General features: G+C 63.1%; 21 protein-coding genes and 1 other RNA gene. 14 read left to right on the top strand and 8 right to left on the bottom strand.

Annotated features, from left to right (window positions below; genetic code table 11):
* The 4 genes from C7I36_RS17900 to serA all read left to right on the top strand — a co-directional run.
* The coding region (locus C7I36_RS17900) for a type I secretion C-terminal target domain-containing protein (protein WP_146137352.1) at positions 1-1,907 on the top strand (1,907 nt) is incomplete at its 5' end.
* A gap of 36 nt (positions 1,908-1,943) precedes the next feature.
* Entirely contained in the window at positions 1,944-2,432 is a 489-nt protein-coding gene (locus C7I36_RS16375; RefSeq protein WP_106454752.1) for a hypothetical protein, read from the top strand.
* Between the two features lie 57 nt (positions 2,433-2,489).
* On the top strand, positions 2,490-3,200 hold the full coding sequence (locus C7I36_RS16370) for an SIMPL domain-containing protein (RefSeq protein WP_106454751.1): 711 nt from the start codon (positions 2,490-2,492) through the stop codon (positions 3,198-3,200).
* A 183-nt stretch (positions 3,201-3,383) separates the two neighbouring features.
* Positions 3,384-4,613 (top strand): phosphoglycerate dehydrogenase, encoded by a 1,230-nt coding sequence (gene serA, locus C7I36_RS16365; protein ID WP_106454750.1) that lies wholly within the window; start codon positions 3,384-3,386, stop codon positions 4,611-4,613.
* Positions 4,614-4,670: 57 nt separating this feature from the next.
* On the opposite strand, the gene C7I36_RS16360 is transcribed toward serA, so the two are convergent.
* On the bottom strand, positions 4,671-5,687 hold the full coding sequence (locus C7I36_RS16360) for a succinylglutamate desuccinylase/aspartoacylase family protein (RefSeq protein WP_106454749.1): 1,017 nt from the start codon (positions 5,685-5,687) through the stop codon (positions 4,671-4,673).
* Positions 5,687-6,589, bottom strand: a complete 903-nt coding sequence (rimK, locus tag C7I36_RS16355) for a 30S ribosomal protein S6--L-glutamate ligase (RefSeq protein ID WP_106454748.1) — start codon at positions 6,587-6,589, stop codon at positions 5,687-5,689. Before rimK ends, C7I36_RS16360 begins: the two co-directional genes overlap by 1 nt.
* Positions 6,590-6,852: 263 nt before the next feature.
* Between rimK and acnA the strand changes: the two genes are divergently transcribed.
* Positions 6,853-9,570 (top strand): aconitate hydratase AcnA, encoded by a 2,718-nt coding sequence (gene acnA, locus C7I36_RS16350; protein WP_106454747.1) that lies wholly within the window; start codon positions 6,853-6,855, stop codon positions 9,568-9,570.
* Positions 9,571-10,132: 562 nt separating this feature from the next.
* Here acnA and C7I36_RS16345 read toward each other — a convergent pair.
* A complete protein-coding gene (locus C7I36_RS16345; RefSeq protein WP_106454746.1) occupies positions 10,133-10,906 on the bottom strand; it encodes a TOBE domain-containing protein in 774 nt (257 codons plus the stop codon).
* Between the two features lie 149 nt (positions 10,907-11,055).
* On the opposite strand from C7I36_RS16345, the gene modA reads away from it, so the two are divergent.
* From modA to modC, 3 genes are read left to right on the top strand one after another with little or no spacing between them, the layout of a single operon-like run.
* Positions 11,056-11,829, top strand: coding sequence for a molybdate ABC transporter substrate-binding protein (modA, locus tag C7I36_RS16340; RefSeq protein WP_106454745.1), 774 nt, complete (start codon positions 11,056-11,058; stop codon positions 11,827-11,829).
* 9 nt (positions 11,830-11,838) lie between these two features.
* Entirely contained in the window at positions 11,839-12,519 is a 681-nt protein-coding gene (gene modB, locus C7I36_RS16335) for a molybdate ABC transporter permease subunit (protein WP_106454744.1), read from the top strand.
* Positions 12,516-13,580: a molybdenum ABC transporter ATP-binding protein gene (gene modC, locus C7I36_RS16330; RefSeq protein ID WP_245880147.1), complete on the top strand. Its 1,065-nt coding sequence runs from the start codon at positions 12,516-12,518 to the stop codon at positions 13,578-13,580. Before modB ends, modC begins: the two co-directional genes overlap by 4 nt.
* A gap of 29 nt (positions 13,581-13,609) precedes the next feature.
* Here the strand turns inward: modC and rpiA are convergent, their stop codons facing one another.
* The 5 genes from rpiA to zapA all read right to left on the bottom strand — a co-directional run bounded on the left by rpiA (position 13,610) and on the right by zapA (position 15,741).
* Complete coding sequence (gene rpiA / locus C7I36_RS16325) at positions 13,610-14,269, bottom strand: ribose-5-phosphate isomerase RpiA (protein WP_094037897.1); 660 nt, start codon at positions 14,267-14,269, stop codon at positions 13,610-13,612.
* Between the two features lie 66 nt (positions 14,270-14,335).
* Positions 14,336-14,914 carry a 5-formyltetrahydrofolate cyclo-ligase gene (locus tag C7I36_RS16320; RefSeq protein WP_106454743.1) on the bottom strand — a complete coding sequence of 193 codons (579 nt, stop codon included), beginning with the start codon at positions 14,912-14,914 and terminating at the stop codon, positions 14,336-14,338.
* A 65-nt stretch (positions 14,915-14,979) separates the two neighbouring features.
* Entirely contained in the window at positions 14,980-15,213 is a 234-nt protein-coding gene (locus C7I36_RS16315; protein ID WP_106454742.1) for a VF530 family protein, read from the bottom strand.
* 28 nt (positions 15,214-15,241) lie between these two features.
* Positions 15,242-15,423, bottom strand: a non-coding RNA gene (gene ssrS / locus C7I36_RS16310) — 6S RNA.
* Positions 15,424-15,441: 18 nt separating this feature from the next.
* Positions 15,442-15,741: a cell division protein ZapA gene (gene zapA / locus C7I36_RS16305; RefSeq protein ID WP_106454741.1), complete on the bottom strand. Its 300-nt coding sequence runs from the start codon at positions 15,739-15,741 to the stop codon at positions 15,442-15,444.
* A 149-nt stretch (positions 15,742-15,890) separates the two neighbouring features.
* Here zapA and C7I36_RS16300 point away from each other — a divergent pair, with 149 nt between their 5' ends.
* The 6 genes from C7I36_RS16300 (at position 15,891) to gcvP (ending at position 23,895) form a co-directional block, all read left to right on the top strand.
* Entirely contained in the window at positions 15,891-16,457 is a 567-nt protein-coding gene (locus C7I36_RS16300; RefSeq protein WP_106454753.1) for a UPF0149 family protein, read from the top strand.
* 23 nt (positions 16,458-16,480) lie between these two features.
* Entirely contained in the window at positions 16,481-17,671 is a 1,191-nt protein-coding gene (gene ubiH, locus C7I36_RS16295; RefSeq protein ID WP_106454740.1) for a 2-octaprenyl-6-methoxyphenyl hydroxylase, read from the top strand.
* Positions 17,672-17,673: 2 nt separating this feature from the next.
* Positions 17,674-18,885 (top strand): FAD-dependent monooxygenase, encoded by a 1,212-nt coding sequence (locus C7I36_RS16290; RefSeq protein ID WP_106454739.1) that lies wholly within the window; start codon positions 17,674-17,676, stop codon positions 18,883-18,885.
* A gap of 320 nt (positions 18,886-19,205) precedes the next feature.
* Entirely contained in the window at positions 19,206-20,309 is a 1,104-nt protein-coding gene (gene gcvT / locus C7I36_RS16285) for a glycine cleavage system aminomethyltransferase GcvT (RefSeq protein ID WP_106454738.1), read from the top strand.
* 19 nt (positions 20,310-20,328) lie between these two features.
* Positions 20,329-20,718: a glycine cleavage system protein GcvH gene (gene gcvH, locus C7I36_RS16280; protein ID WP_106454737.1), complete on the top strand. Its 390-nt coding sequence runs from the start codon at positions 20,329-20,331 to the stop codon at positions 20,716-20,718.
* A gap of 294 nt (positions 20,719-21,012) precedes the next feature.
* Positions 21,013-23,895 (top strand): aminomethyl-transferring glycine dehydrogenase, encoded by a 2,883-nt coding sequence (gene gcvP, locus C7I36_RS16275; RefSeq protein ID WP_106454736.1) that lies wholly within the window; start codon positions 21,013-21,015, stop codon positions 23,893-23,895.
* Positions 23,896-24,366: the final 471 nt, after the last annotated feature.

Genomic DNA, 24,366 nt, shown 5'->3' with positions numbered 1-24,366 from the left:
CCTTCAGTGACGATCTGTCGGGCCTGCATGCCAGCCTGAGCTGGGAGCGGGTGTCTGATAGCGAAATTGTCGGCCGGGACAACGGCGAGCCGGTGGTGCGGCTGAGCCTGGTGGCGTCGGCGGACAACACCGAGGCGACGGTGACGGCGACGCTGCTGAGCGCCTACGGCCAGCACCCGGGCATCGATGCGGACGACGTGCAGTCGCTGGGCACGGTGGCGGTGGTGGCCACCGACCAGGACGGGGACGAGGCGAGCGGCAGCGTGAGCCTGTCGGTCTCGGACGACGTGCCGAGTCTGATCACTCCGGAAATGTCTTTCCTGCTGAACGTCGCCAATACCAGCGTTCTTGGCAAACGGCTTGACCTGGATGGCAATATTGATGACAACTTCGGGGCCGATCAGGGCGGGACCTTGCGTTTTTCGGTTGTGAACGGCAGTGACAGTGGTTTTACCTCCAACGGCTCCATTATTTACCTGTACCTTTCCACGGACGGCAAGACGCTGGTGGGATCCACCTATGCCAGTGGCACCGACGCCGGCTCGAACGAGGTGCTCAACAGCAAGGTGTTTACCATCAATCTCGGCCTGGATGGGGATTTGAATACCGCCTTGGATCAGTATGACTTTATCCTGCATCGCCAGGTGGATGGCGGCGCGGGCGAGTTTTCGGTCAGGGACAGCGGCTATGATTTCATCGGGGGCAATAGCGCCTATGCCTACTTCAACGATCCCAATGCCAGCGACTTCGACGTGTTGTTGACGCCCATCGGTGCCAGCACCGTGAATACCAATGCCAATTACGGTGGGGTTGGCAGCGGGCCGAGCATCGATATCAATCAGGCGATGCGGGTGGACTTTGTTAACTCGGTCAGCGGCAACCCTTCTTCCGGCGGTGGCGGCGGTGGTACCCCTTACTCCTTCAGCGAACACTACAATGTGAACGGTGCCAGCGCCCTGATTACAGGGATGAACAATAATCAAAGGGCCACTGTCAAGGTGATCGCTTATGACGATAACGACACCGATACCCTGGTGGGGAACTCCGCCAAGGACACCATAGTCCGGCTGTTTATTGTGTACAACAATGTCGAGCTGTCGGTAACCAGCTCGGGCAGCTATGTCGTCGGCGGCCATACTTTCACGGTCAGTTTTGACAATGGCGAAGTCACGGTGGGCGAGGTCAGGGACGGAACCGAACTGGGGGTGTCGACCCTTGATGGTCTGAACAGCGTGGAGTTCCACAATGCCGGCGGCAACAAGTTCGCGGTGGGGGGCTTTGGTGCTCTGGCCTTTACCCCGGGCGACGCGGTAGACATGAACTTTGATCTGGAAATCAGCGACGCCGATGGTGACAGCCTGGTGATAGAGGACGGAATCAGCATCCAACTGAGCCCCGACAGCCATGTGGTACAGCAGGCCGGCGATGGCGGAGAAACCCTGACCGCGGTCACCGAGCTGGGGGAAACCCTGCTCGGCGGGGCGGGAGATGACATCCTGATTGGTGCCGAAGGTGACGATATCCTTTATGGCGGCGACGGGGATGACCGCCTGAACGGGGGCCTGGGCAACAATATCCTGGTCGGCGGCCAGGGCGAGGATACTTTCCTGTTTACCCAGGCGGACGAGGGGTCGATGAACGTCATCAAGGACTTCGAGAAAGGAGTGGACACGCTCGATCTGAGCGAATTGCTGGCCGATGAGGAGACGGGCAATATTGCCGACTACCTGAGCTTCAGCCAGGAGGGCGGAGATACCCTGCTGAGCATCTCCCCGGCCGGCAACGGGATGGCGGCGCAGCAAATTCGCTTCGAGGATGTGGATCTGCTGGCGGCCTACGGGGTCGGCAACAGCAATGCGCTGATCGATGCCATGCTGGATGATCAGTCGCTGATCGTGGACAAGTAACGGCGAGCGAGAGTCGTTGCGCCGGTGGGGGGTACCATGGGCAGGGTTACCACTGTGTTGTTGCAGGGTGTCGGCTACCACTGGGACGGCCGGGATATTCTGGTCGATGATGGCATCAATGCCCCCTGGCCGATGTCCGGCCAGGCTTTGGAGCAGGTTGAACTGTTCGATGGCGAGGGCGAGGCAGTCGGCGCCTTCTCCATCGATTTTGAGCATCAGCAGTGGTTCCTGGCCGGCAGCAGCACGCGAGGGGACATAGTGCTGCTGGACGAAACCGGTACCCCGCTCGCCATGTTTGGGGAGGCTGACCTGCTGGATCAGGAGGCGTTCTGGCTGGCCGAGCTGCCGCCGCCGGCAGAGGAGGAGGTGGATGAACTGGTACTGCCCGGTATTGACGAGATCCTCGATGAAACGGTCCTGGCCGGGGAGGTACTGCCTGCGGCGCCGGCCGACATGTCCCTGCCCACCAACGAGCTGCTTGACGATGTAGTCAACTGGCTGACGGTGTATAGTCATCATGACTGAACCGATTGGTTTCGTGCGGGTCAGAAGTCAGGTCATTTCCATTACAGAGGCATCCCCATGCGTATTTTTTCTTCCATCAGCCTGCCCTTGCTGCCGCTGTTGTTCAGTCCGGTTGTGTCTGCTATCGGCGTCCCCGATGCACCCCACCTGGTTACCCAGGGACAATCGGAAATCCGAACCCAGCCGGACATGGCGACCCTATCGGTGTCGGTAACGGCGCTCCAGGAAGAAAGTCGCACCGCCAAGGAAGAGGTCGACACCAAGGTCGCGGCCCTGTTCAGCAGCCTGGCGGGCCTTGGTATCGGCAAGGAGGATATCGACAGCGGCAACGTCATCACCCGCCCCGATTACCGTTACCCGGGCAATGGGGCAGCACCGGAGCTCAGGGGATACCTGGCCGAACGTCAGATCAGTGTGCGGTTGCACGATCTGGATGTGCTCAGCCAGGCCTTGAACAAGATCCTCGAGCAGGGCATCCAGAATATCCAGCAGATCAGTTATGGCCTGCAGAATGAAGAGGAAGTCCGCCGTCAGGCGAGACAGGAGGCCATCGCCGAGGCCAGAAGCCTGGCCGAAGAGCTGGCTGCCGGTTTCGGACGCGCTCTGGACGACGTCTACGCCATCGAATACCAGCCCCAGGGGCCTGTTTTGCCAAGGCCCATGGGCATGATGGCCAAGGCCGCTTCGGCCGAGAGCCTCGACGCCACCTACGTACAAAACGAAATCCAGTTCCATGACTCGGTTCAGGTGGTATTTACCCTCAAATAAACCCGTGGCAGGGAGACCGGGAGGTCTCCCGTCCGGTGCCGATTGGCGGGCCAACATGCCCGGAACCGGTTAAAAAAAAATTTATAACTTCAAAAAACGTGACCTTGATTACAGAAATTCCCTAAAGCCGATGTTTTTGATACTTTATGGCCGTATCACGCAGCTGTCATAAAGGACCAGGTAATGGCTAACTATTCTTTAGATAAAGAAAAAATTAAAATTTTATTGTTGGAAGGCGTGCATCCCGGCACTGTTGAATCTTTCAAAATGGCCGGTTACAGCAATATCGACTACCTCAAGACCTCCCTGGCAGAAGATGAGCTTAAAGAACGCATCAAAGACGTTCATTTTATCGGTATCCGCTCCCGCACCCAACTGACCGACGCCGTGCTGGATGCCGCGGACAAACTGGTGGCCATCGGCTGCTTCTGCATTGGCACCAACCAGGTCGACCTGTCTGCGGCGGAAATTCGCGGTATCCCCGTGTTCAACGCCCCCTTCTCCAATACCCGCAGCGTTGCCGAGCTGGTGCTGGGCGAACTGCTGCTGCTGCTGCGTGGCATCCCCGAGCGTAATGCCCTGGCGCACCGGGGCGTGTGGCAGAAAACCGCCACCCATTCCTTTGAGGCGCGGGGCAAGAAGCTCGGCATCATCGGCTATGGCCATATCGGTACCCAGCTTGGCATTATTGCCGAGGGGATCGGCATGCAGGTGTTCTACTACGATATCGAAAACAAGTTGTCGCTCGGCAACGCGACCCAGGTTGCCAGCCTGGAAGAGCTGCTGAACATGTCCGACGTGGTGTCCCTGCACGTACCGGAAACTCCCCAGACCCGGAATATGATCGGGGCCGAGGAGCTGGCGATGATGAAGCCGGGCGCCATCCTGATCAATGCTTCCCGCGGCACAGTGGTAGACATCGATGCCCTGGCCGGCGCCCTGCGCAGCAAGCATATTGCCGGTGCCGCCATCGACGTGTTCCCGGTCGAGCCCAAGTCCAATGACGAGGAATTCGTGACGCCGCTGCGGGAGTTCGACAATGTTATCCTCACACCCCATGTTGGCGGCTCTACCCAGGAAGCCCAGGAAAACATCGGCTATGAAGTGGCCGGCAAGCTTATCAAGTACTCCGACAACGGCTCTACCCTGTCGGCGGTCAACTTCCCGGAAGTGTCGCTGCCAAGCCATGCGGGCACCAGCCGGCTGCTGCATATCCACTACAACAAACCCGGTATCCTGAGCCAGATCGCCCAGGCCTTTGCCGGTGATGATATCAACATCGCGGCCCAGTATCTGCAGACGTCGCCGAAAATCGGTTATGTGGTGATCGATGTGGAAACGGCCCAGAGCGAGCAGGCCCTGGAGAAACTCAAGGCCATCAACGGCACCATCCGCGCCCGTATCCTGCACTAAACCGCTGCAAGCCCGGGACTCCGGGCTTTTTTGTACCTGGTCTATGGTGTGCCTGGATTACATCAGTTCCGGCCGGATATCCAGCTCATCCACAAAACGCTCCACGCTCAGCTCGGCCTGTTTGATTTCATCGAACAGGGCGAGGTGGCAGACCGCGTCTCCTTCGTTGACCAGCGGCATGGTCAGACAGCCAATGACGATGCCGCTGCGTGGCGCCGTGATGTCGAATGCGGCGCTACCCAGGGGGGCATTGATGGTGCCCAGACATTCTCCCTTGCGAACCCGGTCGCCGAGGCGGGCCTTAAGGTGCAGCAGGCCATCCTGTTCGGCCCGTATCCAGGTGCTGGAGCGGGCGATCATGGGAGTGACCCTGGGCTTGCCGGCAGCGGCCTTGAGCATGCCGAGGCTGCGCATCACATTGATGACACCGCGGACTCCGGCCTTGATGGGCAGGGGGTCAAAGCGCAGGGCCTCGCCGGCTTCGTACAGGATAACGGGGACGCCGGCGGCTTCGGCCACCGCCCGCAGGGAGCCGTCGCGGATGCTGGCATCGAGAATGATGGGGGTGGCGAAGCTTTCCGCCATCTGCCGGGTCACCGGACAATCGAGCTTGGCGCGGATCTGGGGCAGGTTGGACCTGTGGATGGCGCCCGTGTGCAGGTCGATGATATGACTGCATTTGCTAACGATTTCATCCACGAAAAAATGGGCCACCCGGGAGCCCAGGGAGCCCTTTTCCGAGCCGGGGAAGCAGCGGTTCAGATCGCGCCGGTCCGGCAGGTAGCGGGACTTGTGGATAAAGCCGAACACATTGACCACGGGCACCGCCACCAGGGTGCCCCTGAGCCGGACCGGGTTGATCCGGGCCAGCACCTGGTTGACGATCTCGATGCCGTTCAGCTCGTCGCCGTGAATGGCAGCGCAGATCAGCAGCACTGGGCCGGGCTGGCGACCGTGCACCACCTCCAGCGGCACCGTCAGCGGCGACTGGGTATAGAGCTGGGCCAGGGCCAGCTGCATAACGCGGCGACTGCCGGCGGGCACTTCCTGGCCGGCGATGACAAAAGGCGCCATCAGCCGCGCTCCCGGGTTTTGACTTTGCGGTGCGCATGTTTTTCGATGTACTGAATCAGCAGGTCGGCCACGTCCTTGCCGGTGGCCTGCTCGATGCCTTCCAGCCCGGGAGAGGAGTTGACCTCCATCACCAGGGGGCCGCGTTTGGAGCGCAACAAATCCACTCCGGCCACGTTCAGGCCCATGGCCCTGGCCGAGGCGATGGCGGTTTTACGCTCTTCCGGGGTGATGCGCACCAGGGTGGCTTCGCCGCCCCGGTGCAGGTTGGAGCGGAATTCGCCTTCCCGGGCCTGGCGCTTCATGGCGGCGATGACCTTGTCGCCCAGCACGAAACAGCGAATGTCGGCGCCGTTCGCTTCTTCAATAAATTCCTGCACCATGATGTTGGCCTTGAGTCCCATAAAGGCCTCCAGCACGCTTTCCGCCGCCTTGCGGGTTTCTGCCAGCACCACGCCGATACCCTGGGTTCCTTCCAGCAATTTGATCACCAGGGGGGCGCCGCCCACCATGTCGATAAGGTCCGGCACATCATCGGGCTTGCAGGCAAAACCGGTAACCGGCATGCCCACGCCCTGGCCGGACAGCAGCTGCAGCGAGCGCAGCTTGTCCCGGGAGCGGCTGATGGCGGCGGAGTGGTTGAGGGGATAGCAGCCCATCATCTCGAACTGGCGCAGCACCGCAGTGCCGTAAAAAGTAATGGAGGCGCCGATGCGGGGAATGATGGCGTCGAACCGATCCAGCTCCCGGCCCTGATAATGGATGGAGGGCTGGTTGTCGTTGATGTTCATGTAACACTTGAGGGCATCGATGATGGTGACCTTGTGCCCCCGGGCCTCGGCGGCGGCCTGCAGGCGGCGGGTGGAATACAGGGAGGCATTGCGGGAAAGAATGGCAATATTCATGGTTAAGGAGCGGCTCTCTATCCTGGGGCCCGGAGGGGCGAAATCAGGCCCACTATCTACGCTATCTGCCCGGTCTGCGCCAGCGGGAAAATACCGCTACCGGGGCAAAACATGTTTTTTTGATCCGGCCGACAGTATAGGCGGGAAACGCCGCCATCGCCCCGGCTTTTGCGTTGTACCGAAATCTGTGCCTAAATAATTGATCTGTAACCTAATGGCAAGCCACCGGCGGGCCGTCCATGCTCTGTAACGAAGGAGGAACCATGTCTTCCGATACAGCCAATGTCTTTACCGACCGGCTCTCACTGGGCCAGCATACTTACCTTTACCACAGTCTGCATCGGGCGCCCGGGGGCAAGGCCCTGGCCCGCCTGCCCAAGTCCCTCAAGGTGCTCGCCGAGAACCTGCTGCGCCACCAGGGCCAGGACGGCGTCGGCCCGGACGATATTGCCGCCATGGCCGACTGGCTGAACGGCGGTACCAGCGAGCGGGAGATCGCCTTTCGCCCGGTGCGGGTGCTGATGCAGGACTTTACCGGGGTGCCGGCGGTGGTGGATCTGGCCGCCATGCGCCAAGCCGTGCAACGCCTGGGCGGCGAAGTGGAAAAGGTCAACCCGCTGACGGCGGTGGATCTGGTCATCGACCATTCGGTGATGGTGGATGCCTTCGCCGACGACCAGGCCTTCGCTACCAACGTGGACCTGGAAATGGCCCGCAACGGCGAGCGCTACGCCTTCCTGCGCTGGGGCCAGCAGACCTTCGACAACTTCCGGGTAGTGCCGCCCGGTACCGGCATCTGCCACCAGGTCAACCTGGAATACCTGGGCCGGACCGTATGGCGCCTGCCCGGTGAGGGCGACCCCCTCGTCTGCCCCGACACCCTGGTGGGCACCGATTCCCACACCACCATGATCAACGCCCTGGGCGTGCTCGGCTGGGGGGTGGGCGGCATAGAGGCGGAGGCGGCCATGCTGGGCCAGCCGGTGTCCATGCTGATCCCCGAAGTGGTGGGTTTCAGGCTTAGCGGCCAGTTGAGCGAGGGCATCACCGCCACCGATCTGGTGCTCACCGTCACCGAGATGCTGCGCAAGAAAGGGGTGGTCGGCAAGTTCGTGGAATTCTACGGCGACGGCCTGGCGAGCCTGCCCCTGGCGGACAGGGCCACCATCGCCAACATGGCGCCGGAATACGGCGCCACCTGCGGTTTTTTCCCGGTGGACGAGGAAACCCTGCGCTACCTGCGGCTGACCGGTCGCGACGAAGCGCATATCGCGCTGGTGGAAGCCTATTGCAAGGCCCAGGGCCTGTGGCGCCACCCCGGCGACGAGCCGGTGTTCACCGACACCCTGAGCCTGGACATGGGTCAGGTGGAGGCCTGCCTGGCCGGACCCAAGCGGCCCCAGGACAGGGTGCCGCTGTCGCGGGTGCCTGCGGCGTTTGAACTCGGTCTGGGCCGGCAGGTCGCACCGGAGCAGAAAAAACGGCTGGAAAGCGAAGGCGGGCAGACGGCGGTGGGGGCCAGTCAGCCATCTGCCGGCACCGAATTCTCCCTCGACGGCCGACAGTACCGGTTGCCAGAGGGCGCCGTGGTCATTGCCGCCATCACCTCCTGCACCAATACCTCCAACCCCAGCGTGCTGATGGCCGCCGGCCTGCTGGCCAAGGCGGCGGCGGAGAAGGGCCTGGCCCGGGCTCCCTGGGTCAAGAGTTCCCTGGCGCCGGGCTCCAAGGTGGTGACCGACTACCTGAAGGCAGCCGGCCTGATGCCCTGGCTGGAGCGTCTGGGTTTCTATCTGGTGGGCTACGGCTGCACCACCTGCATCGGCAACTCGGGTCCCCTGCCCGATCCCATCGAGCAGGCCATCCGGCGGGAGGATCTTACCGTGTCGGCCGTGCTGTCGGGCAACCGCAACTTCGAGGGCCGCATCCATCCCCTGGTCAAGGCCAACTGGCTGGCCTCGCCGCCCCTGGTAGTGGCCTACGCCCTGGCCGGCAATATCAAGGTGGATCTGACCCGGGATCCGCTCGGTACCGGCAAGGACGGAAAACCGGTCTACCTCAAGGATATCTGGCCCAGCCAGCAGGCCATCACCAAGGCGGTGGAGCAGGTGAACAGCGAGATGTTCAGCAAGGAATATGCCGAGGTGTTCGAAGGCGATGAGCGCTGGCGGGCCATCGCGGTTACCGGCGGCAGCACCTTTGACTGGCAGCCGGACTCCAGCTATATCCGCCATCCGCCCTTTTTCGAGACCATGGGCAAGGAGCCCGAGCCGGTGGCGGACATCGAGGACGCCCGGCTGCTGGCCATACTGGGAGACTCGGTCACCACCGACCATATTTCTCCGGCGGGCAACATCAAGGCCGACAGTCCGGCGGGGCGCTACCTGGCGTCCCTCGGCGTGGAGCCGCAGGATTTCAACTCCTACGGTTCCCGGCGCGGCAACCACGAGGTGATGATGCGCGGCACCTTCGCCAATATCCGCATCCGCAACCTGATGCTGGACGGGGTGGAAGGGGGCGAGACCCGCCATTATCCCAGCGGTGAGCAACTGGCCATCTATGACGCGGCCATGCGCTACCAGGAGGAGGGTGTGCCCCTGGTGGTGGTGGCCGGCAAGGAGTACGGCACCGGCTCCAGCCGCGACTGGGCCGCCAAGGGCACCCGCCTGCTGGGCGTACGCGCGGTGATCGCCGAATCCTTCGAGCGCATCCACCGCTCCAATCTGATCGGCATGGGGGTGGTGCCGCTGGAGTTCACCGGTGGCGACAGTGCCGCCGGCCTGGGGCTAAAAGGAGACGAGCGGCTCGGCATCCGCGGCCTGAACGAGCTGACGCCCGGTAAGACGCTGACGGTGGAGATAACGGACGCCGACGGCAAGGAGCGGGAGATCCCGGTGCGCTGCCGTATCGACACCGGGGAGGAACTCACCTACTACCGCCACGGCGGCATACTGCACTATGTGATCCGCAGAATGCTCTGAAGCCGGAAGCTTGAGGCTTGAGGCCTGGCTCTTGGTCACAAGTTTCTATTGACTTTCGATCAGACAAAACATCGGCCAAAGCGCACAGCTCCTCCGGCACGCCGTGAATCCGTCCCTGGAGGCTCCGCCGCGCCCTCCTTGGCGCGGAGGGCCGGCGGAGCTGCGCCCTTTGCCCTCCCTGTCGCCCCGCAGCCGCCTGTTGGCACCACCTTCAGGCGGCAGCGGGGCTGGCAAGAGGCAACAGGGATGGCCTCCGCCGACCGTCACCTGCCAGGGATGGCAGGTGCGAGCGTACAGGGATGTATTCACAGCGTGTCGGCGGAGGTGGCCCTGTTGCCTCTTATCTGCGTCAAATCAGACAGTCGGACTTGTGACCAAGAGTCAGGCTTGAGGCTTGAAGCTTGAAGCCGGAATCAGACCGAGTGGGTGGGTAGACTTGGCTTCCGGCTTTTGTTTATGTGGTGCCGTACCTCCGTTACCTCAATATTGACGGGTACGACGCCGGCTCTGCAGGCAAAATGGTTTTACTTCCAGCTTCCAGCTTACGTCTTCCAGCTGTTTTTTAACCCAGGGTGGCGAGGATCACCTGGTCGGGGGCGAAGCAGGCGAAGGCGCGGCTGCCCGGGGCGGGCAGGGGTTCCTGCGCTGGGCGCAGGGCGTGGATCTCATGGCCCTGATCCAGCCGCAGGGTAATTTCGTTGAACTGCTCGCCGCTGGCCACCTCGACGATGGTGCCGGCCAGGTGGTTGCGGGCGTCGTCGGCCGGTGCCGTTTCAACGGCGACCCAGGGCGCCTTGACCAGCGCCAGCACCTCCTTGCCCGGCTCCAGCCCCAACCGCCGGCAGCTTTGTTCGGTGATGTCCGCGTAAAGCAGGGCGCCGCCGTCCAGCCGCAGCCGGACCTTGCGGCTGAGATCGCTCGGATCCAGTCCTTCCACCCGGGCGAAAAACTGGTTGCGGGCGCTGGTCTGCAGGCCGAAGCGCGCCACCACCGCCAGCAGGCTGTCGAGGGAGGCGGCCTCGTCCTGCAGGGCGTCCACTGCCATCCGCTCTATCCGGGCCAGCAGATGGTAGATCTTGAGCAGCCGTCCGCCATAGGGGGTCAGGCGGGCGCCGCCGCCGCCCTTGCCGCCGGCCTCGCTCTCCACCACCGACTGTCCGGCCAGCTCGTTCATCTCGCGTACCGCATCCCAGGCCGACTTGTAGCTGATGCCGGCGGCCCGGGCGCCCTGGCTGATGGAGCCCTGTGCGCGAATGCATTCCAGCAGGCGGATGCGCTTGGGGTTGACGAACAGCCTACCCTCGCGGTGCAGGCTCAGTAACAGCTCCAGATCCATTTCGTGTCCTCGTATCGATAGCGGGCCTATTGTGGCGGCTGACGGGATCCTGGTACAGGCGAAGTTGGACAATCGTTGTATCTTTTTATATATAGCGATAAGCTGGATTTCGTTATATAGATAAATATATAGCCATCCGGGAGATGACGATGGGTAAATATATTCAGAGGGCGAGCCTGGCCGTATTACTGGCCTCGCTGCCGTTATCCGCAGAAGAGGTGCGGGTGGCCGTCGCCACCAATTTTATCGATGTCATGACCCAGTTGTCCCGGCAGTTCGAAGCGGAGACCGGGCATAAGGTGATCCTGTCTTCCGGCGCGACGGGCAAGCTTTATGCGCAGGTCAAGAATAAGGCCCCCTTTGACGCTTTCTTCTCCGCCGACGAAGCTCGCCCGCTGCTGCTGGAGCAGGAAGGAGTAGCGGTGCCCGGCAGCCGTTTTACCTACGCCCTGGGCAAGCTGGTGTTGTGGAGCCCGGATCCGGACTATATCGACGAGGACCAGTCTGCCCTGCGCGAGCAGCGCTTCCGTTTTCTGTCCATTGCCAATCCGGCCACGGCGCCCTACGGCCGGGCCGCCCGGGAAGTGCTGGAACATCTGGGGTTGTGGCACCAGGTGCGGACGCAAACGGTGCGCGGCGAAAACATCGGCCAGGCCTATCAGTATGTCTACAGCGGCAATGCTCAGCTCGGCTTCGTGGCCAAGGCGCAGGTGTACCGGCAGGGTGAGTATGCCGACGGCTCATACTGGCAGGTGCCCGACGCGCTCTATTCCCCCATAATACAGCAGGCAGTGCTACTGAAGGATACCGAAGCGGCCCGGGCCCTGCTCGACCATGTGCGCAGCCCGCAAGCGATCGAGCTGATCGAGTCCTACGGTTACGGTGCCGAAGCCGGGGCACCTATCGCCCGGCACCTGCACTGAGGAGGCGGCATGCTCTCTCCCCAGGATATGGCCGCCTTCGGCCTGACACTGCGACTGGCAGGGGTGACGGTGCTGGTGTTGCTGGTCATCGGAACGCCGCTGGCCTGGTGGCTGAGCCAGACCCGCTGGCGCTACAAGGCCCTGATCGAGGCGGTGGTGGCCCTGCCGCTGGTGCTGCCGCCGACCGTGCTCGGTTTCTACCTGTTGCTGGCACTGGGTCCGAGTGGGCCCCTCGGTGCCCTGTCACGGGCCCTGGGGGAGGGTACCCTGGCCTTTACCTTCACCGGCCTGGTGATCGGCTCCGTTTTTTATTCCCTGCCGTTCGTGGTGCAGCCCCTGCAGGGGGCCTTCACCGCCATCGGACCGCGTCCCCTGGAGGTGGCGGCCACCTTGCGGGCTTCCCCGCTGGACTGCTTCTTCTCCGTGGTGCTGCCGCTGGCCCGCAACGGCTTCCTGACCGCCATCGTGCTCGGTTTTGCCCATACCCTGGGTGAATTCGGCGTGGTGCTGATGATCGGCGGCAATATTCCCGGGGTGACCCAGGTGATCTCCATTGCCATCTACGATCATGTGGAGACGCTGCAGTACGCCGAGGCCCATCTGCTGTCCGGCATCCTGCTGGTGCTGTCGTTCAGCATCCTGATGCTGGTCTATGTGCTGAATCGCCGTTTCGCGGTGGTGCACCCATGATGCTCAGAGCCGAATTCACCCTTCAGCGCCGGGCGTTTTCCCTGGAGGTCGGGTTCGAGGTGCCGTTGTCGGGGGTGACGGTGCTGTTCGGGCCTTCCGGCTGCGGCAAGACCACACTGTTACGCGCCATGGCCGGCCTGGAGCCGTGCCAGGGCCGGCTCCGGCTGGGAGAGGAGTGCTGGCAGGACGGCCAGCGGCGGCTGCCGACCCATAGACGCCGGCTGGGGTATGTGTTCCAGGAAGCCAGCCTGTTTCCCCATCTGTCGGCCCGGGGCAATCTCGACTACGGCTGGAAACGGCTGCCGCCGGCAGAGCGCCAGCTCGCGCCGCAAACGGTGATCGACTGGCTCGGGCTGGCGCCCCTGCTCGGACATCGGGCCCACGAACTGTCGGGAGGGCAGCGCCAGCGGGTGGCCATAGGGCGTGCTTTACTCACCAGCCCCCGCATCCTGCTGCTGGACGAACCCTTGTCGGCCCTGGACCGGGCCGCCAAGCAGGAGATCCTGCCCTATCTCGAGGAGCTGGCCGCCCGGAGCGGGGTGCCCATCTTTTACGTGACCCACGCGCCGGAAGAGGTGGAGCGGCTGGCGGACAGGGTGATCCTGATGGAGCGGGGACGGATCAAGCGTATCGAGAGTCTGCGCGACGCCCTGACCCGGCCGGACTCCCCGCTCTTCGTCGAGGAAGGGGCGGCCAGCATTCTGGAAGGGGTGATAGGGCCGGGGCTGGACGATGGCCGGACCCCCTTCGATTTCGGCGGGCAGCGGCTCTGGCTGGTCAAGCCGTTGCGCCGGCAGCCGACCCGGGCCCGGTTGCGGATACTGGCGTCGGACGTCAGCCTGTCGCTGGCGCCGCTGGACGGGGTCTCCATCCTCAACCAGCTGCCGATGCGGATCCGCCGGCTGCATCCGGCCAAAGAAGGCCGGGTGCTGGTGAGCGGGGAGCTGGCCGACGGCCAGGGCCTGCTGGCCGAGGTGTCCGCCTATTCCGCCGGCCAATTGCGGCTGGCGGAAGGACAAGGCTGTTATGCCCTGATCAAGGCGGTGGCACTGCTGAGCTGAAGGCCGGTCCCGCAGGGCAACGCCGATCCTCAGGCGCCCTTGCGCACCACGCCCTCGGGGGTGCCGATCAGCAGCACATCGGCGCCACGTTCGGCGAAGAGGCCGTTGGTGACCACGCCGACGATGGCGTTGATGCGGGTTTCCAGGCCCTTGGGATCGGTGATCTTGAGACCGTGCACATCCAGGATCTGGTTGCCGTTGTCGGTAACCACCCCTTCCCGGTAGACGGGGCGGCCGCCGAGCTTGGCCAGTTCCCGGGCCACGTACTCCCGCGCCATGGGGATCACTTCCACCGGCAGCGGGAAGGCGCCCAGCACCTCGACGGTTTTGCTGCCGTCGACGATGCACACGAACTTGTCGGCCACGGCGGCCACGATCTTCTCCCGGGTCAGGGCCGCGCCGCCGCCCTTGATCATCGCCATGGAACCGTCGATTTCATCGGCGCCGTCCACATAGACCGCCAGCTCGCCGACCTCGTTGAGATCGAAGACTTCGATGCCCAGTTGCTGCAGCCGGGCGGTGGAAGCCTCGGAGCTGGACACGGCGCCCTTGATCTGGTCCTTGATGGAGCCCAGGGCGTCGATAAAGTGGTTGACGGTGGAGCCGGTGCCCACGCCCACCAGGGTGCCCGGGGTTACGTACTCCAGTGCCGCCCAGCCGGCGGCCTTTTTCATTTCGTCTTGTGTCATGGCTGTGCTGTCTCCTGCAAAAGTGCCGCGCATTATAGCAAAGGCGGCCCTGCTTGCATGGGGCTTTTACCAGCGCCAGTGCCGGCTCGGGGTAAGCAACTCGGGCAGGGGCACGTCCCAGTGGTCGGTGGGAATGGCGGCCAGTTGCTGGCAGTCGTGGGCCAGGCCCACCGGGCGCGGACCCTGGCCCCGGTGCCAGCCGGACAGGGTCCTGTCGTAGAAGCCGCCGCCCATGCCCATGCGGTTGCCGGCGGCGTCGAAGGCCACCAGCGGGGTGTAGATAAGCTCCAGCTCCGCCTTGGGCAGCAGCAGGCGCACATCGAGCCGGGGCTCGGGAATGCCGAAGCGGTTGGCGATGAGCGCCGTGTCCGGAGCGTAGCGCAAAAACAGCAGGTGGCCCGGGCTGAAAGGATGCAGCACCGGCAGGTAGACCTGGGTGCCCCGGGACCAGTACCAGTCGATCAGCGGCTGGGGGTCGAGTTCGCCGTCGTTGGCCAGGTACAGTGCCACCCGCCGGGCCGAGGCCAGGTGAGGGGTGCCGGCCACCCGCTGGGCTATGGTGCGGGCCGCGGCGTCCTGTTCGGCCGTGGTCAGCCGGCGGCGGGCCTGGCGTATCTGCTGGCGGATCTGGTGTCTGTCAGTCATGGCGGGCTCCGGTAAAAAACACAGGCCGCAGGGTATCGCACTCTTTGCCGGCAAGGCAAAGGGGCTCAGGGATGCCAGGGGCTGTTTTTCAGGCGCAGGTACAGTGCTTCCACCTGGGTGCGGGCCCAGGGGGTGCGGCGCAGGAACTTGAGGCTGGACTTGATGCTGGGATCCTGCTTGAAGCAGTTGATATTGACCCGCCGGGCCAGCTCTTCCCAGCCGTAACGTTCAACCAGCTCGGTCAGCAGGGCTTCCAGAGTGATGCCGTGCAGGGGATTGTTGGGTTGTTGCTGGGTCATGGCGACATGCCTGGTGATCTGGGTAAGAAGGGTCCCCGGGGTGCCGTTGCAGGTGTTAGTCCTTGAACCCTATGGTTCAAGGCGGAAACCCGGTATCTGCCGCAGGCGTCTCGGTCGGGCCGAGCTTGCTCAATAGCAAACAACGCGGCTTTCCTGTGCTGTTGATATCGGCTCAGGGACGCCACCCACTGACGGACACCCCAGGGAAAACAAAACTTGTGGCGGCGTTCAGCCTACCTTGCTGGCCAACGCATCCTCTATGGTGTGCTGCAACATCTTGATGCGCTTGTCCATGGCATCAGCGTACTGATTGTTCTTGTCCTTTTCAAGCTCAAGCTCGTGGCAGACATTCAGGGCCAGCATGATGGCGATTTGCTCAGTGGATGCCGACTTGCCGCTGTCCTTAAAATTGCGGATGCGTTCGTTGAGCATGCTCGCCGCCCGATGCAATGCCGCTTCCTGCCCGACGGGACAGGCCACCTTGTATGGGCGCCCGAGAATAACGATGTCGATTGCCGCTGTGGTCATGTGGTCCTCAGGTGGCTTGCAATAGGCAATAAAATTGTGGCGACTATATAGTGGCGCTCCAGAAGTTTCAAGGGGTTGCTGGCCTGAGCCCGGCGGCGGTGCTAGGATCCGGGATAATCTCAGCCACCATTTCGCCTATCGAGTAAATGATGAACGACAACGCCCGTCTCAATTATGACGCCCTCGCCACCCTGCTGGAACAACACAACATGGTGGCTACCGCCGCCGAGGTGCACGGTGTCATCTGCGGCCTGATTTGCGGCGGCATGGCCAAGGACGACGTGCGCTGGCAGCAGCACTTCAATGATCTGCTCAACGACGGCTTCGGTCTGCCCGCCGAGCTGAAAAAAGCGGTCAACCTGCTGTTCTACCGGGTATACGAGGATCTGTTGGGACAACAGCGTTTCGAACTGCTGCTGCCCGTGGACGACGACCCCCTCGACGATCGTCTGGACGCCATGATGGAATGGGCCGGGGCCTTCCTGGCCGGCTTTGGCGTGGTGCAGCAGGAGCTGAACAAGGCGTCGCCCGAGCTGCGCGAAATGATCCAGGATATCAGCAGCATCACCCAGGTGTCCGCCGAATTCGAGCAGGAAGACGAAGAAAGCGAAGCGGCCTTCGTGGTGTTGTACGAGCATCTCAAGCTGGGGGCTACCCTGGCATTCGAGGAATTCGGCAAGGGAGAACCTGCGCCCCGGCGTCCCACCCTGCACTGATCCTTTACGGACAACGAAACGTGATGACTCACTATGATGTGGTAATCAATGGCGCCGGCATGGCCGGTGCCGTGCTGGCGCTGGGGCTGGCCGATTTGCGCCGGCCCGACGGCAGTCCCCTGGCCATTGCCGTCATCGAGGCCGCTTCCCCGGATTTTGACGCCCATCCGGGCTTTGATGCCCGCAGCATTGCCCTGGCCTGGCACAGCCGCGAGCGTTTGGAACGCCTTGGCCTGTGGCCGGGCATGGCTACGCTGGCAACCCCCATCACCGGGATCCAGGTATCCGACCGGGGACATTTTGGCCGGGTAGAAATGACGGCCACTGAGTACCGGGTGCCGGCCCTGGGCTATGTGGTGGAGCTGGCCCCGGTGGGACAGTGGCTGTACCGGCAAATGAGCGGGCGGCCCCATCTCCGCTTGCTGTGTCCGGCCAGGATCACCGACTTTACCCAGCATGCCGGGCAGGTTGTGCTGACCCTGGACGACGGCAGCGTCTGCACCACCTCTTTACTGGTGGCTGCCGATGGCAACCTGTCCAGGGTACGCCAGCAGTTGTCGCTGCCCGGTCGCCGGCTTGACTATGGCCAGAGCGCCGTGATTGCCAACCTGGAGAGCGCCGAGCCTCACCGGGGACGGGCCTTCGAACGCTTCACCCCCGGCGGCCCCCTCGCCCTGCTGCCCATGAGCCAGGGACGCAGTTCCCTGGTCTGGTGCGCGGCCCCCGAGCGGGCCAGGGCCCTGATGGCCATGGACGACAACGCCTTCCTGGCTGCCCTGCAACAGGAATTCGGCTACCGGCTGGGGCGGTTTACCCGCGCCGGCCAGCGCCACAGCTATCCGCTGGTCCTGGATGAACTGCCCCGTCCCTGGCACCACAGGGTAGTACTGCTCGGTAATGCCGCCCACCTGCTGCATCCTATTGCCGGTCAGGGCTTCAACCTGGGGCTGCGCGACGTGGCTGCCCTGGTCGAGCACCTGGCGCAGGCGCTGGCCGGCGGACAGGATCTCGGTAGTCATGAGGTGCTGTCGGCCTATGGCCGGGAGCGGCAGCCGGATCAGGCCGGCATTGTCGGCCTGACCACGGCCCTGGCGCTGCTGTTTTCCAGCGATCACCCGGCCCTGGCGGCCGGGCGCAACCTGGGGCTGATGGCCATGGCGGCCTGCCCCTCCTTCAAGAGTCAACTGGCCTGGCGGGCCATGGGCAAGAGGTAATAATGCAAGCGGCGGACATCATCCTTATCGGTGGCGGCATGGTCGGGCTCAGCCTGGCCCTGGCGCTGGAGCACAGCGGACTCAGGGTGGCGGTGATTGAAGGGCAGCCGGAAGACGACACCCTACCTGCCATCCCCGACCACAGGGTCAGCGCCATCAACCTGGCGTCGCGCACCCTGCTGGAGCGGCTGGATGCCTGGCCCGCCGCCAGCGGCCGGCTCGGTCCCTACCGGCAAATGGAGGTATGGGAGGCGGACAGCCCGGGCCGTATCGGCTTTTCCGCCGACTTGCTGCACCAGCCCGAGCTGGGCCACATAGTGGAAAACCGCCTGCTGCAGCAATCCCTGCTGGCCCGGGCCCGGCAATGTCCCCATATTCGCCTGCATATGCCGGCCCGAGCGGCGTCGCTGTCGGTGAGCGAGCAGGGCGCTTTTGTGCTGCTCGACAACGGTACCCCCATTACCGGGCGCTTGCTGGTGGGGGCCGACGGTGCCCGCAGCTGGCTGCGCGGCCAGCTGCAGCCGGGCATGACCGAGTGGGACTATGACCACAGCGCCCTGGTGGCCACCGTGGCCACCGCCGAGCCCCACCGCCAGACCGCCCGCCAGATCTTCCGTGGCGACGACATCCTGGCCTTCCTGCCGCTGGCGGATGCGCACCAGTGCTCCATCGTCTGGTCCTGCTCTCCGGAACGGGCCGAGGCCCTGGCGGCGTTGCCCGAGGCCGAGTTCAACAAGCAGTTGTCCCATGCCTTCGATTTGCGCCTGGGCTTGTGCACTGTGCTGGGACCGCGTATGGCGATCCCCCTGCGGGCCCGTTTCAGCCAGCAGTTCTGCGGTCCGCGCTGGGCGCTGATCGGCGATGCTGCCCACACCATACATCCGCTGGCGGGGCAGGGGGTCAACCTGGGCTTGCAGGACGCACAGGCCCTGGCCGAGACCCTGATTCGTTTGCACCGCCACGGGCGGGATATCGGCGAGTTGGCCGGACTGAGGGCCTTTGAACGCGCGCGCAAGGCGGAAGCCGCCACCCTGCTGGTGGCCATGGAAGGGTTGAAGCGGTTGTTCGGCACGACCCATCCACTGTGGCACGGGCTGAGGACCCTGGGATTGGGCCTGACCGACAGGCTGACCCCGCTCAAGCGCCAGCTGGCAGCCCAGGCGCTGGGTCTTGGCCATCTCGGACAGGCGGGAACAAGTGTTGAGAAAAACTAATCCGACCATGATTGTTGATTAGTTTTTCTGTGGGCTACTCCCCGGTCTTTGTCGGTGAAAATTTGGTGCTTATGCTTGGCAAGCCGTGTTTAAATACATTAAATATTAAATTTTTGTTAATTTTCAGGCTTTGTGGCTAAAGAAAGCGTTTTCTTTCGTTGAAACAGCTATCGTGTTCGGGTTCACATTTTAACCTCTCCCAACAAACGATAAGTTTTTTTTAAGTGTGCTTCGGTTTTATCCGGGCCTTGTATGGGTATAATCAGGGGGCAATACCGGATTATCGCTTACAGGCCAGGCCTGAATCAAAAGGAAGCGCCATGACTCAGCAAACAGTTTTGCACCCCCAGCACCTGGAAGCCGGTGCCAAGATGGTGGATTTTCACGGTTGGGAAATGCCCATCAACTACGGTTCCCAGCTGGAAGAACACCATGCCGTGCGCCAGGACGCCGGCATGTTCGACGTCTCCCACATGACCATCGTCGACATCAAAGGCAGCCAGGCCAAGGCCTTCCTGCAGAAACTGCTGGCCAACGACGTCGCCCGCCTGACCCAGTCCGGCAAGGCGGTGTACAGTGGCATGCTCAATGAACAGGGCGGGGTCATCGATGATCTGATCACCTATTACTTCGCCGACGATGATTACCGCGTGATCGTCAACTCGGCTACCCGCGAGAAGGACCTGGCCTGGATGGCCAAACAGGCGGCCGGTTTCGAGGTGACCCTCACCGAGCGGCCCGAACTGGCCATGATCGCGGTGCAGGGCCCCAACGCCAAGGCCAAGGCCGCCACCGTGTTCAGCGCCGAGCAGAACGCCGCGGTGGAAGGCATGAAGCCTTTCTTCGGGGTACAGGCCGGCTCTCTCTTTATCGCCACCACCGGCTACACCGGGGAAGACGGCTATGAAATCGTGGTTCCCACCGATGAAGCCGCCGCCCTGTGGAATGCGCTGAAAGACGCCGGTGTGCGTCCCTGTGGCCTGGGCGCCCGGGATACCCTGCGCCTGGAAGCGGGCATGAACCTCTACGGCCAGGATATGGACGAGTCGGTTTCCCCGCTTGCCGCCAACATGGCCTGGACCATCGCCTGGGAACCCGCCGAGCGCGACTTTATCGGCCGCCAGGCGCTGGAAGCCCAGCGGGCGGCCGGCGACCAGCCCAAGCTGGTGGGTCTGGTAATGAAGGACAAGGGCGTGCTGCGCGCCGGCACCCTGGTGCGGTTTACCGATGAGCAGGGGCATGAGCAACAGGGCGTTATCACTTCCGGCACCTTCTCGCCTACACTGGGTTTCAGCATTGCCCTGGCGCGGGTACCGCGCTCCATAGGCGCCAATGCGGAAGTGGAACTGCGTAAGAAATGGATGCCGGTCTCCGTAGTGAAGCCGAGCTTTGTACGTTTCGGCCAAGCGGTCGCCGAGTTTTGAGAATCAAGAGGAACAACTGATGAGCAATATCCCCAGTGAATTGAAGTATGCCCGCTCTCACGAATGGGTTCGTCTGGAAGGGAATGGCGAGGCCGTGGTCGGCATCACCGAGCATGCGCAGGACCTGTTGGGTGATATGGTGTTTGTTGAGCTGCCCGATGTGGGCCGCACCCTGGATGTGGGCGAAGACTGCTGCGTGGCCGAGTCGGTCAAGGCTGCCTCCGACATCTATGCGCCGGTGAGCGGCGAAGTCATTGCCGTGAACGAGGCTCTGGAAGACAGCCCCGAGCTGGTCAACTCCGACCCTTACGGTGACGGCTGGTTGTTCCGGATCAAGCTGGCCGACGAGTCCGATCTGGACGAGCTGCTGGATGCCGAAGGATACGAGAACAGCATCGAGGAAGAGTGATCCCAAGCCCCCTTTTTGGGGGCTTATAGTATCGACAAAGCCTGAACTTTCGCTGCAGGTCGGCCAAAGGGCCAGCTCCGCCGACACGCTGTGAATACCTCCCTGTACGCTCGCACCTGCCGGGTTGCAGAAACCGCCGTATCATCGCTCCGCGATGCTGGCGGCGGTGCAAGGCGCTTTGCGCCCCCTGGCAGGTGACGGTCGGCGGAGCCGTTCCCTTTGTCCTCCTCTGAACTGCCGCATTGCCGGTCCGGAAGCCCCTCTGCTGCCGGCCTATTAAGGAAGTGAAAGAAAATGACCCAGTCTTTGTTAGAACTTGAGCAGAACAACGCATTTATCGGCCGCCATGTCGGGCCCTCCGAGCAGGAAGTGGCCGAGATGCTGGCGGTGGTCGGCGCCGAGTCCCTGGACGATCTCATTCGCCAGACCGTGCCCGCGAGCATACTGAACGATAAGCCGCTCGGTATCGGCGCCAGCCGCACCGAGGTGGAAGCCCTGGCTTACCTGAAATCCCTGGCCCGCCAGAACAAGGTGAACAAAAGCTATATCGGCATGGGTTATCATGACACCCATGTGCCCCTGGTCATTCAGCGCAACGTGCTGGAAAACCCGGGCTGGTATACCGCCTATACCCCCTACCAGCCGGAAATCGCCCAGGGCCGCCTGGAAGCGCTGCTCAACTTCCAGCAAATGACGCAAGACCTCACCGGCCTGCCCCTGGCCAGCGCCTCCCTGCTGGACGAGGCCACCGCCGCCGCCGAGGCCATGGCCCTGGCCAAGCGGGTGAGCAAGAACAAGAAAGCCAACGCTTTCTTTATCGCCGATGACGTCCATCCCCAGACCATCGACGTGGTGCGCGAGCGCGCCGAGCACTATGGCTTCGAAATCATCATCGCCCCCGCCGCTGCCGTGGTGGAGCACGAGCTGTTCGGCGCCCTGTTCCAGTATCCGTCCACCACTGGCCAGATCCGCGACCTCAAGGATCTGATCGCCAAGGTGCAAAGCGGCAAGGGCATTGCCTGCGTGGCCGCCGATATCCTCTCCCTGGTGCTGCTGAAAGCCCCGGGCCAGTTGGGTGCCGACGTGGTGCTGGGCAACGCCCAGCGCTTTGGCGTGCCCATGGGCTACGGTGGTCCCCACGCCGCCTTCTTCGCTACCCGCGACGAGCACAAGCGCTCTCTGCCGGGCCGTATCATCGGCGTGTCCAAGGATACCCGTGGTCGTCCGGCCCTGCGTATGGCAATGCAGACCCGCGAGCAGCACATCCGCCGGGAAAAGGCCAACTCCAACATCTGTACCGCCCAGGTGCTGCTGGCCAACATGTCCAGCTTCTACGCCGTGTACCACGGCCCACAAGGCCTCAAGCGCATCGCCGAGCGGGTACATCGCCTGACCGACATCCTGGCCCTGGGGCTGAAGTCCAAGGGCGTTGCGCTCAAGCACGACACCTGGTTCGACACCCTGACCATTGACACCGCCGACAAGGACGCCATCGTTGCCCGCGCCCTGGCCGCCGGCGTCAACCTGCGTACCGACCTGGACGGCGCCCTGGGCGTGTCCCTGTCCGAAACCACCACCCGTGCCGACGTGGCCGAGCTGTTCGATATCTTCCTGGGTCGGGGCCACGGCCTGGAGGTGGAGGCGCTGGACGCCGTTGCCGCCAAGGGCACCGGCTCCATCCCCGCCGCCCTGCTGCGCGACGAGGCCATCCTCGGCCACGAGGTGTTCAACCAGTACCACTCCGAAAGCGAGATGCTGCGTTACATCCACAAGCTGGAAATGAAGGATCTGGCCCTCAACTACGGCATGATTTCGCTCGGCTCCTGCACCATGAAGCTCAATGCCACCGCCGAAATGGTGCCCATCAGCTGGCCCGAGTTTGCGCAAATTCACCCCTTTGCGCCGCTGGATCAGACCCAGGGCTATCAGACCATGATCGCCGAGCTGGAAGACTGGCTGGTCAAAGTCACCGGTTATGACGCCATCTGCATTCAGCCCAACTCCGGTGCCCAGGGCGAATACGCCGGCCTGCTGGCCATCAAGAAATACCACGAATCCCGGGGCGAAGGTCACCGTGACATCTGCCTGATCCCGAGCTCCGCCCACGGCACCAACCCGGCGTCGGCCCAGATGGCCAACATGAAGGTGGTGGTGGTGGCCTGCGACAGGCAGGGCAACATCGACATGGCGGATCTGCGTGCCAAGGCCGAGGAAGCGGGCGAGAACCTGTCCTGCATTATGGCCACCTATCCGTCGACCCACGGCGTCTATGAAGAGAATATCCGCGAAGTGTGCGAGATAGTGCATGGCTTCGGCGGCCAGGTGTACATGGACGGCGCCAACATGAACGCCCAGGTGGGCATTACCTCACCCGGCTTTATCGGCTCCGACGTGTCGCACCTCAACCTGCACAAGACCTTCGCCATTCCCCACGGCGGCGGCGGTCCCGGCATGGGCCCCATCGGCGTCAAGGCGCACCTGGCCCCCTTCGTGGCCGGCCACGCCGTGGTCAAGACCGGCAAGGAAAGCCGCAACAACGGCGCCGTGTCCGCCGCACCGTTCGGCTCCGCCAGCATCCTGCCGATCAGCTGGATGTACATCGCCCTGCTGGGCGACGAAGGCCTGAAGCGCTCCACCCAGGTGGCCATCCTCAATGCCAACTACCTGATGAAGAGCCTGGCCGAGGACTACCCCATCCTCTATACCGGCCGCAACGACCGGGTGGCCCACGAGTGCATCGTCGACCTGCGCCCGCTGAAGGAAGAGTGCGGCATCAGCGAGATGGACGTGGCCAAGCGCCTGATGGACTACGGCTTCCATGCACCGACCATGAGCTTCCCGGTGGCCGGCACCCTGATGATCGAGCCGACCGAGTCCGAGTCCAAGGTGGAGATCGACCGCTTTATCCATGCCATGAAGCAGATCCGCGAGGAAATGCGCCAGGTGCAGAGCGGTCAGTGGAGCCTGGAAGACAACCCCCTGGTCCATGCGCCGCATACCCAGGACGACGTCATGGACGCCGAGTGGAACCGTGCCTACAGCCGTGAGCAGGCGGTGTTCCCCTCCGCCGAGGTGCGCCGCTCCAAGTTCTGGCCCACCGTCAACCGCATCGACGATGTCTACGGCGATCGCAACCTGTTCTGCAGCTGTCTGCCCACCGAGGCCTACGGCGAATAAGCGCATCAGGTTCTGGATAACGACAAGGGCGCCCGCGAGGCGCCCTTTAGTTTGATGAAAAAGTCGCTTGCTCCACCAGTACGGGGCGGCCAAAGGGCCACCTCCACCGACTCGCCGTGGGGCCAGACACTCACCATTTCGGCCTGCTGCGAACATTCACTGGATGTTCGGTCAGGCCCAAATGGCTCGTCACGGCGAGCAAGCTCGCCCCATGGGGGCTCGACGGCGCCATCCCTGGCGCCAACGGTCGGCGGAGTCGTTCCCTTTGTCCGCCTGTTTTGGCATGGGTGTTGCCTATTTGGGTAAACCCAAAGGTTTGTCAGCAGTCTGAAGGGCGCCCGCGAGGCGCCCTTTTTTGTTTGCCCGGCGAAGCCGGCAAACCCGGCCATCTGAAAGAAGATGGCGTCACCCCGACTGAGGGGAAGACAATCCGACTGGCAAGGGCGCCACTGGCCAACGGTGGGGTCTGAA

Source organism: Zobellella taiwanensis (genome assembly GCF_003012795.1).
GTDB lineage: Bacteria > Pseudomonadota > Gammaproteobacteria > Enterobacterales > Aeromonadaceae > Oceanimonas > Oceanimonas taiwanensis.
The sequence above is the reverse complement of the archived record's forward strand: the minus strand, read 5'-3'. Positions and strand labels throughout refer to the sequence as shown.

What these genes read in the sequence shown, in the direction of transcription:
- C7I36_RS16375 (WP_106454752.1), top strand. Translation starts at nt 1,944, where the DNA reads ATGGGCAGGGTTACCACTGTGTTGTTGCAGGGTGTCGGCTACCACTGG.
- C7I36_RS16370 (WP_106454751.1), top strand. Translation starts at nt 2,490, where the DNA reads ATGCGTATTTTTTCTTCCATCAGCCTGCCCTTGCTGCCGCTGTTGTTC.
- serA (WP_106454750.1), top strand. Translation starts at nt 3,384, where the DNA reads ATGGCTAACTATTCTTTAGATAAAGAAAAAATTAAAATTTTATTGTTG.
- C7I36_RS16360 (WP_106454749.1), bottom strand. Translation starts at nt 5,687, where the DNA reads ATGGCGCCTTTTGTCATCGCCGGCCAGGAAGTGCCCGCCGGCAGTCGC.
- rimK (WP_106454748.1), bottom strand. Translation starts at nt 6,589, where the DNA reads ATGAATATTGCCATTCTTTCCCGCAATGCCTCCCTGTATTCCACCCGC.
- acnA (WP_106454747.1), top strand. Translation starts at nt 6,853, where the DNA reads ATGTCTTCCGATACAGCCAATGTCTTTACCGACCGGCTCTCACTGGGC.
- C7I36_RS16345 (WP_106454746.1), bottom strand. Translation starts at nt 10,906, where the DNA reads ATGGATCTGGAGCTGTTACTGAGCCTGCACCGCGAGGGTAGGCTGTTC.
- modA (WP_106454745.1), top strand. Translation starts at nt 11,056, where the DNA reads ATGGGTAAATATATTCAGAGGGCGAGCCTGGCCGTATTACTGGCCTCG.
- modB (WP_106454744.1), top strand. Translation starts at nt 11,839, where the DNA reads ATGCTCTCTCCCCAGGATATGGCCGCCTTCGGCCTGACACTGCGACTG.
- modC (WP_245880147.1), top strand. Translation starts at nt 12,516, where the DNA reads ATGATGCTCAGAGCCGAATTCACCCTTCAGCGCCGGGCGTTTTCCCTG.
- rpiA (WP_094037897.1), bottom strand. Translation starts at nt 14,269, where the DNA reads ATGACACAAGACGAAATGAAAAAGGCCGCCGGCTGGGCGGCACTGGAG.
- C7I36_RS16320 (WP_106454743.1), bottom strand. Translation starts at nt 14,914, where the DNA reads ATGACTGACAGACACCAGATCCGCCAGCAGATACGCCAGGCCCGCCGC.
- C7I36_RS16315 (WP_106454742.1), bottom strand. Translation starts at nt 15,213, where the DNA reads ATGACCCAGCAACAACCCAACAATCCCCTGCACGGCATCACTCTGGAA.
- zapA (WP_106454741.1), bottom strand. Translation starts at nt 15,741, where the DNA reads ATGACCACAGCGGCAATCGACATCGTTATTCTCGGGCGCCCATACAAG.
- C7I36_RS16300 (WP_106454753.1), top strand. Translation starts at nt 15,891, where the DNA reads ATGAACGACAACGCCCGTCTCAATTATGACGCCCTCGCCACCCTGCTG.
- ubiH (WP_106454740.1), top strand. Translation starts at nt 16,481, where the DNA reads ATGACTCACTATGATGTGGTAATCAATGGCGCCGGCATGGCCGGTGCC.
- C7I36_RS16290 (WP_106454739.1), top strand. Translation starts at nt 17,674, where the DNA reads ATGCAAGCGGCGGACATCATCCTTATCGGTGGCGGCATGGTCGGGCTC.
- gcvT (WP_106454738.1), top strand. Translation starts at nt 19,206, where the DNA reads ATGACTCAGCAAACAGTTTTGCACCCCCAGCACCTGGAAGCCGGTGCC.
- gcvH (WP_106454737.1), top strand. Translation starts at nt 20,329, where the DNA reads ATGAGCAATATCCCCAGTGAATTGAAGTATGCCCGCTCTCACGAATGG.
- gcvP (WP_106454736.1), top strand. Translation starts at nt 21,013, where the DNA reads ATGACCCAGTCTTTGTTAGAACTTGAGCAGAACAACGCATTTATCGGC.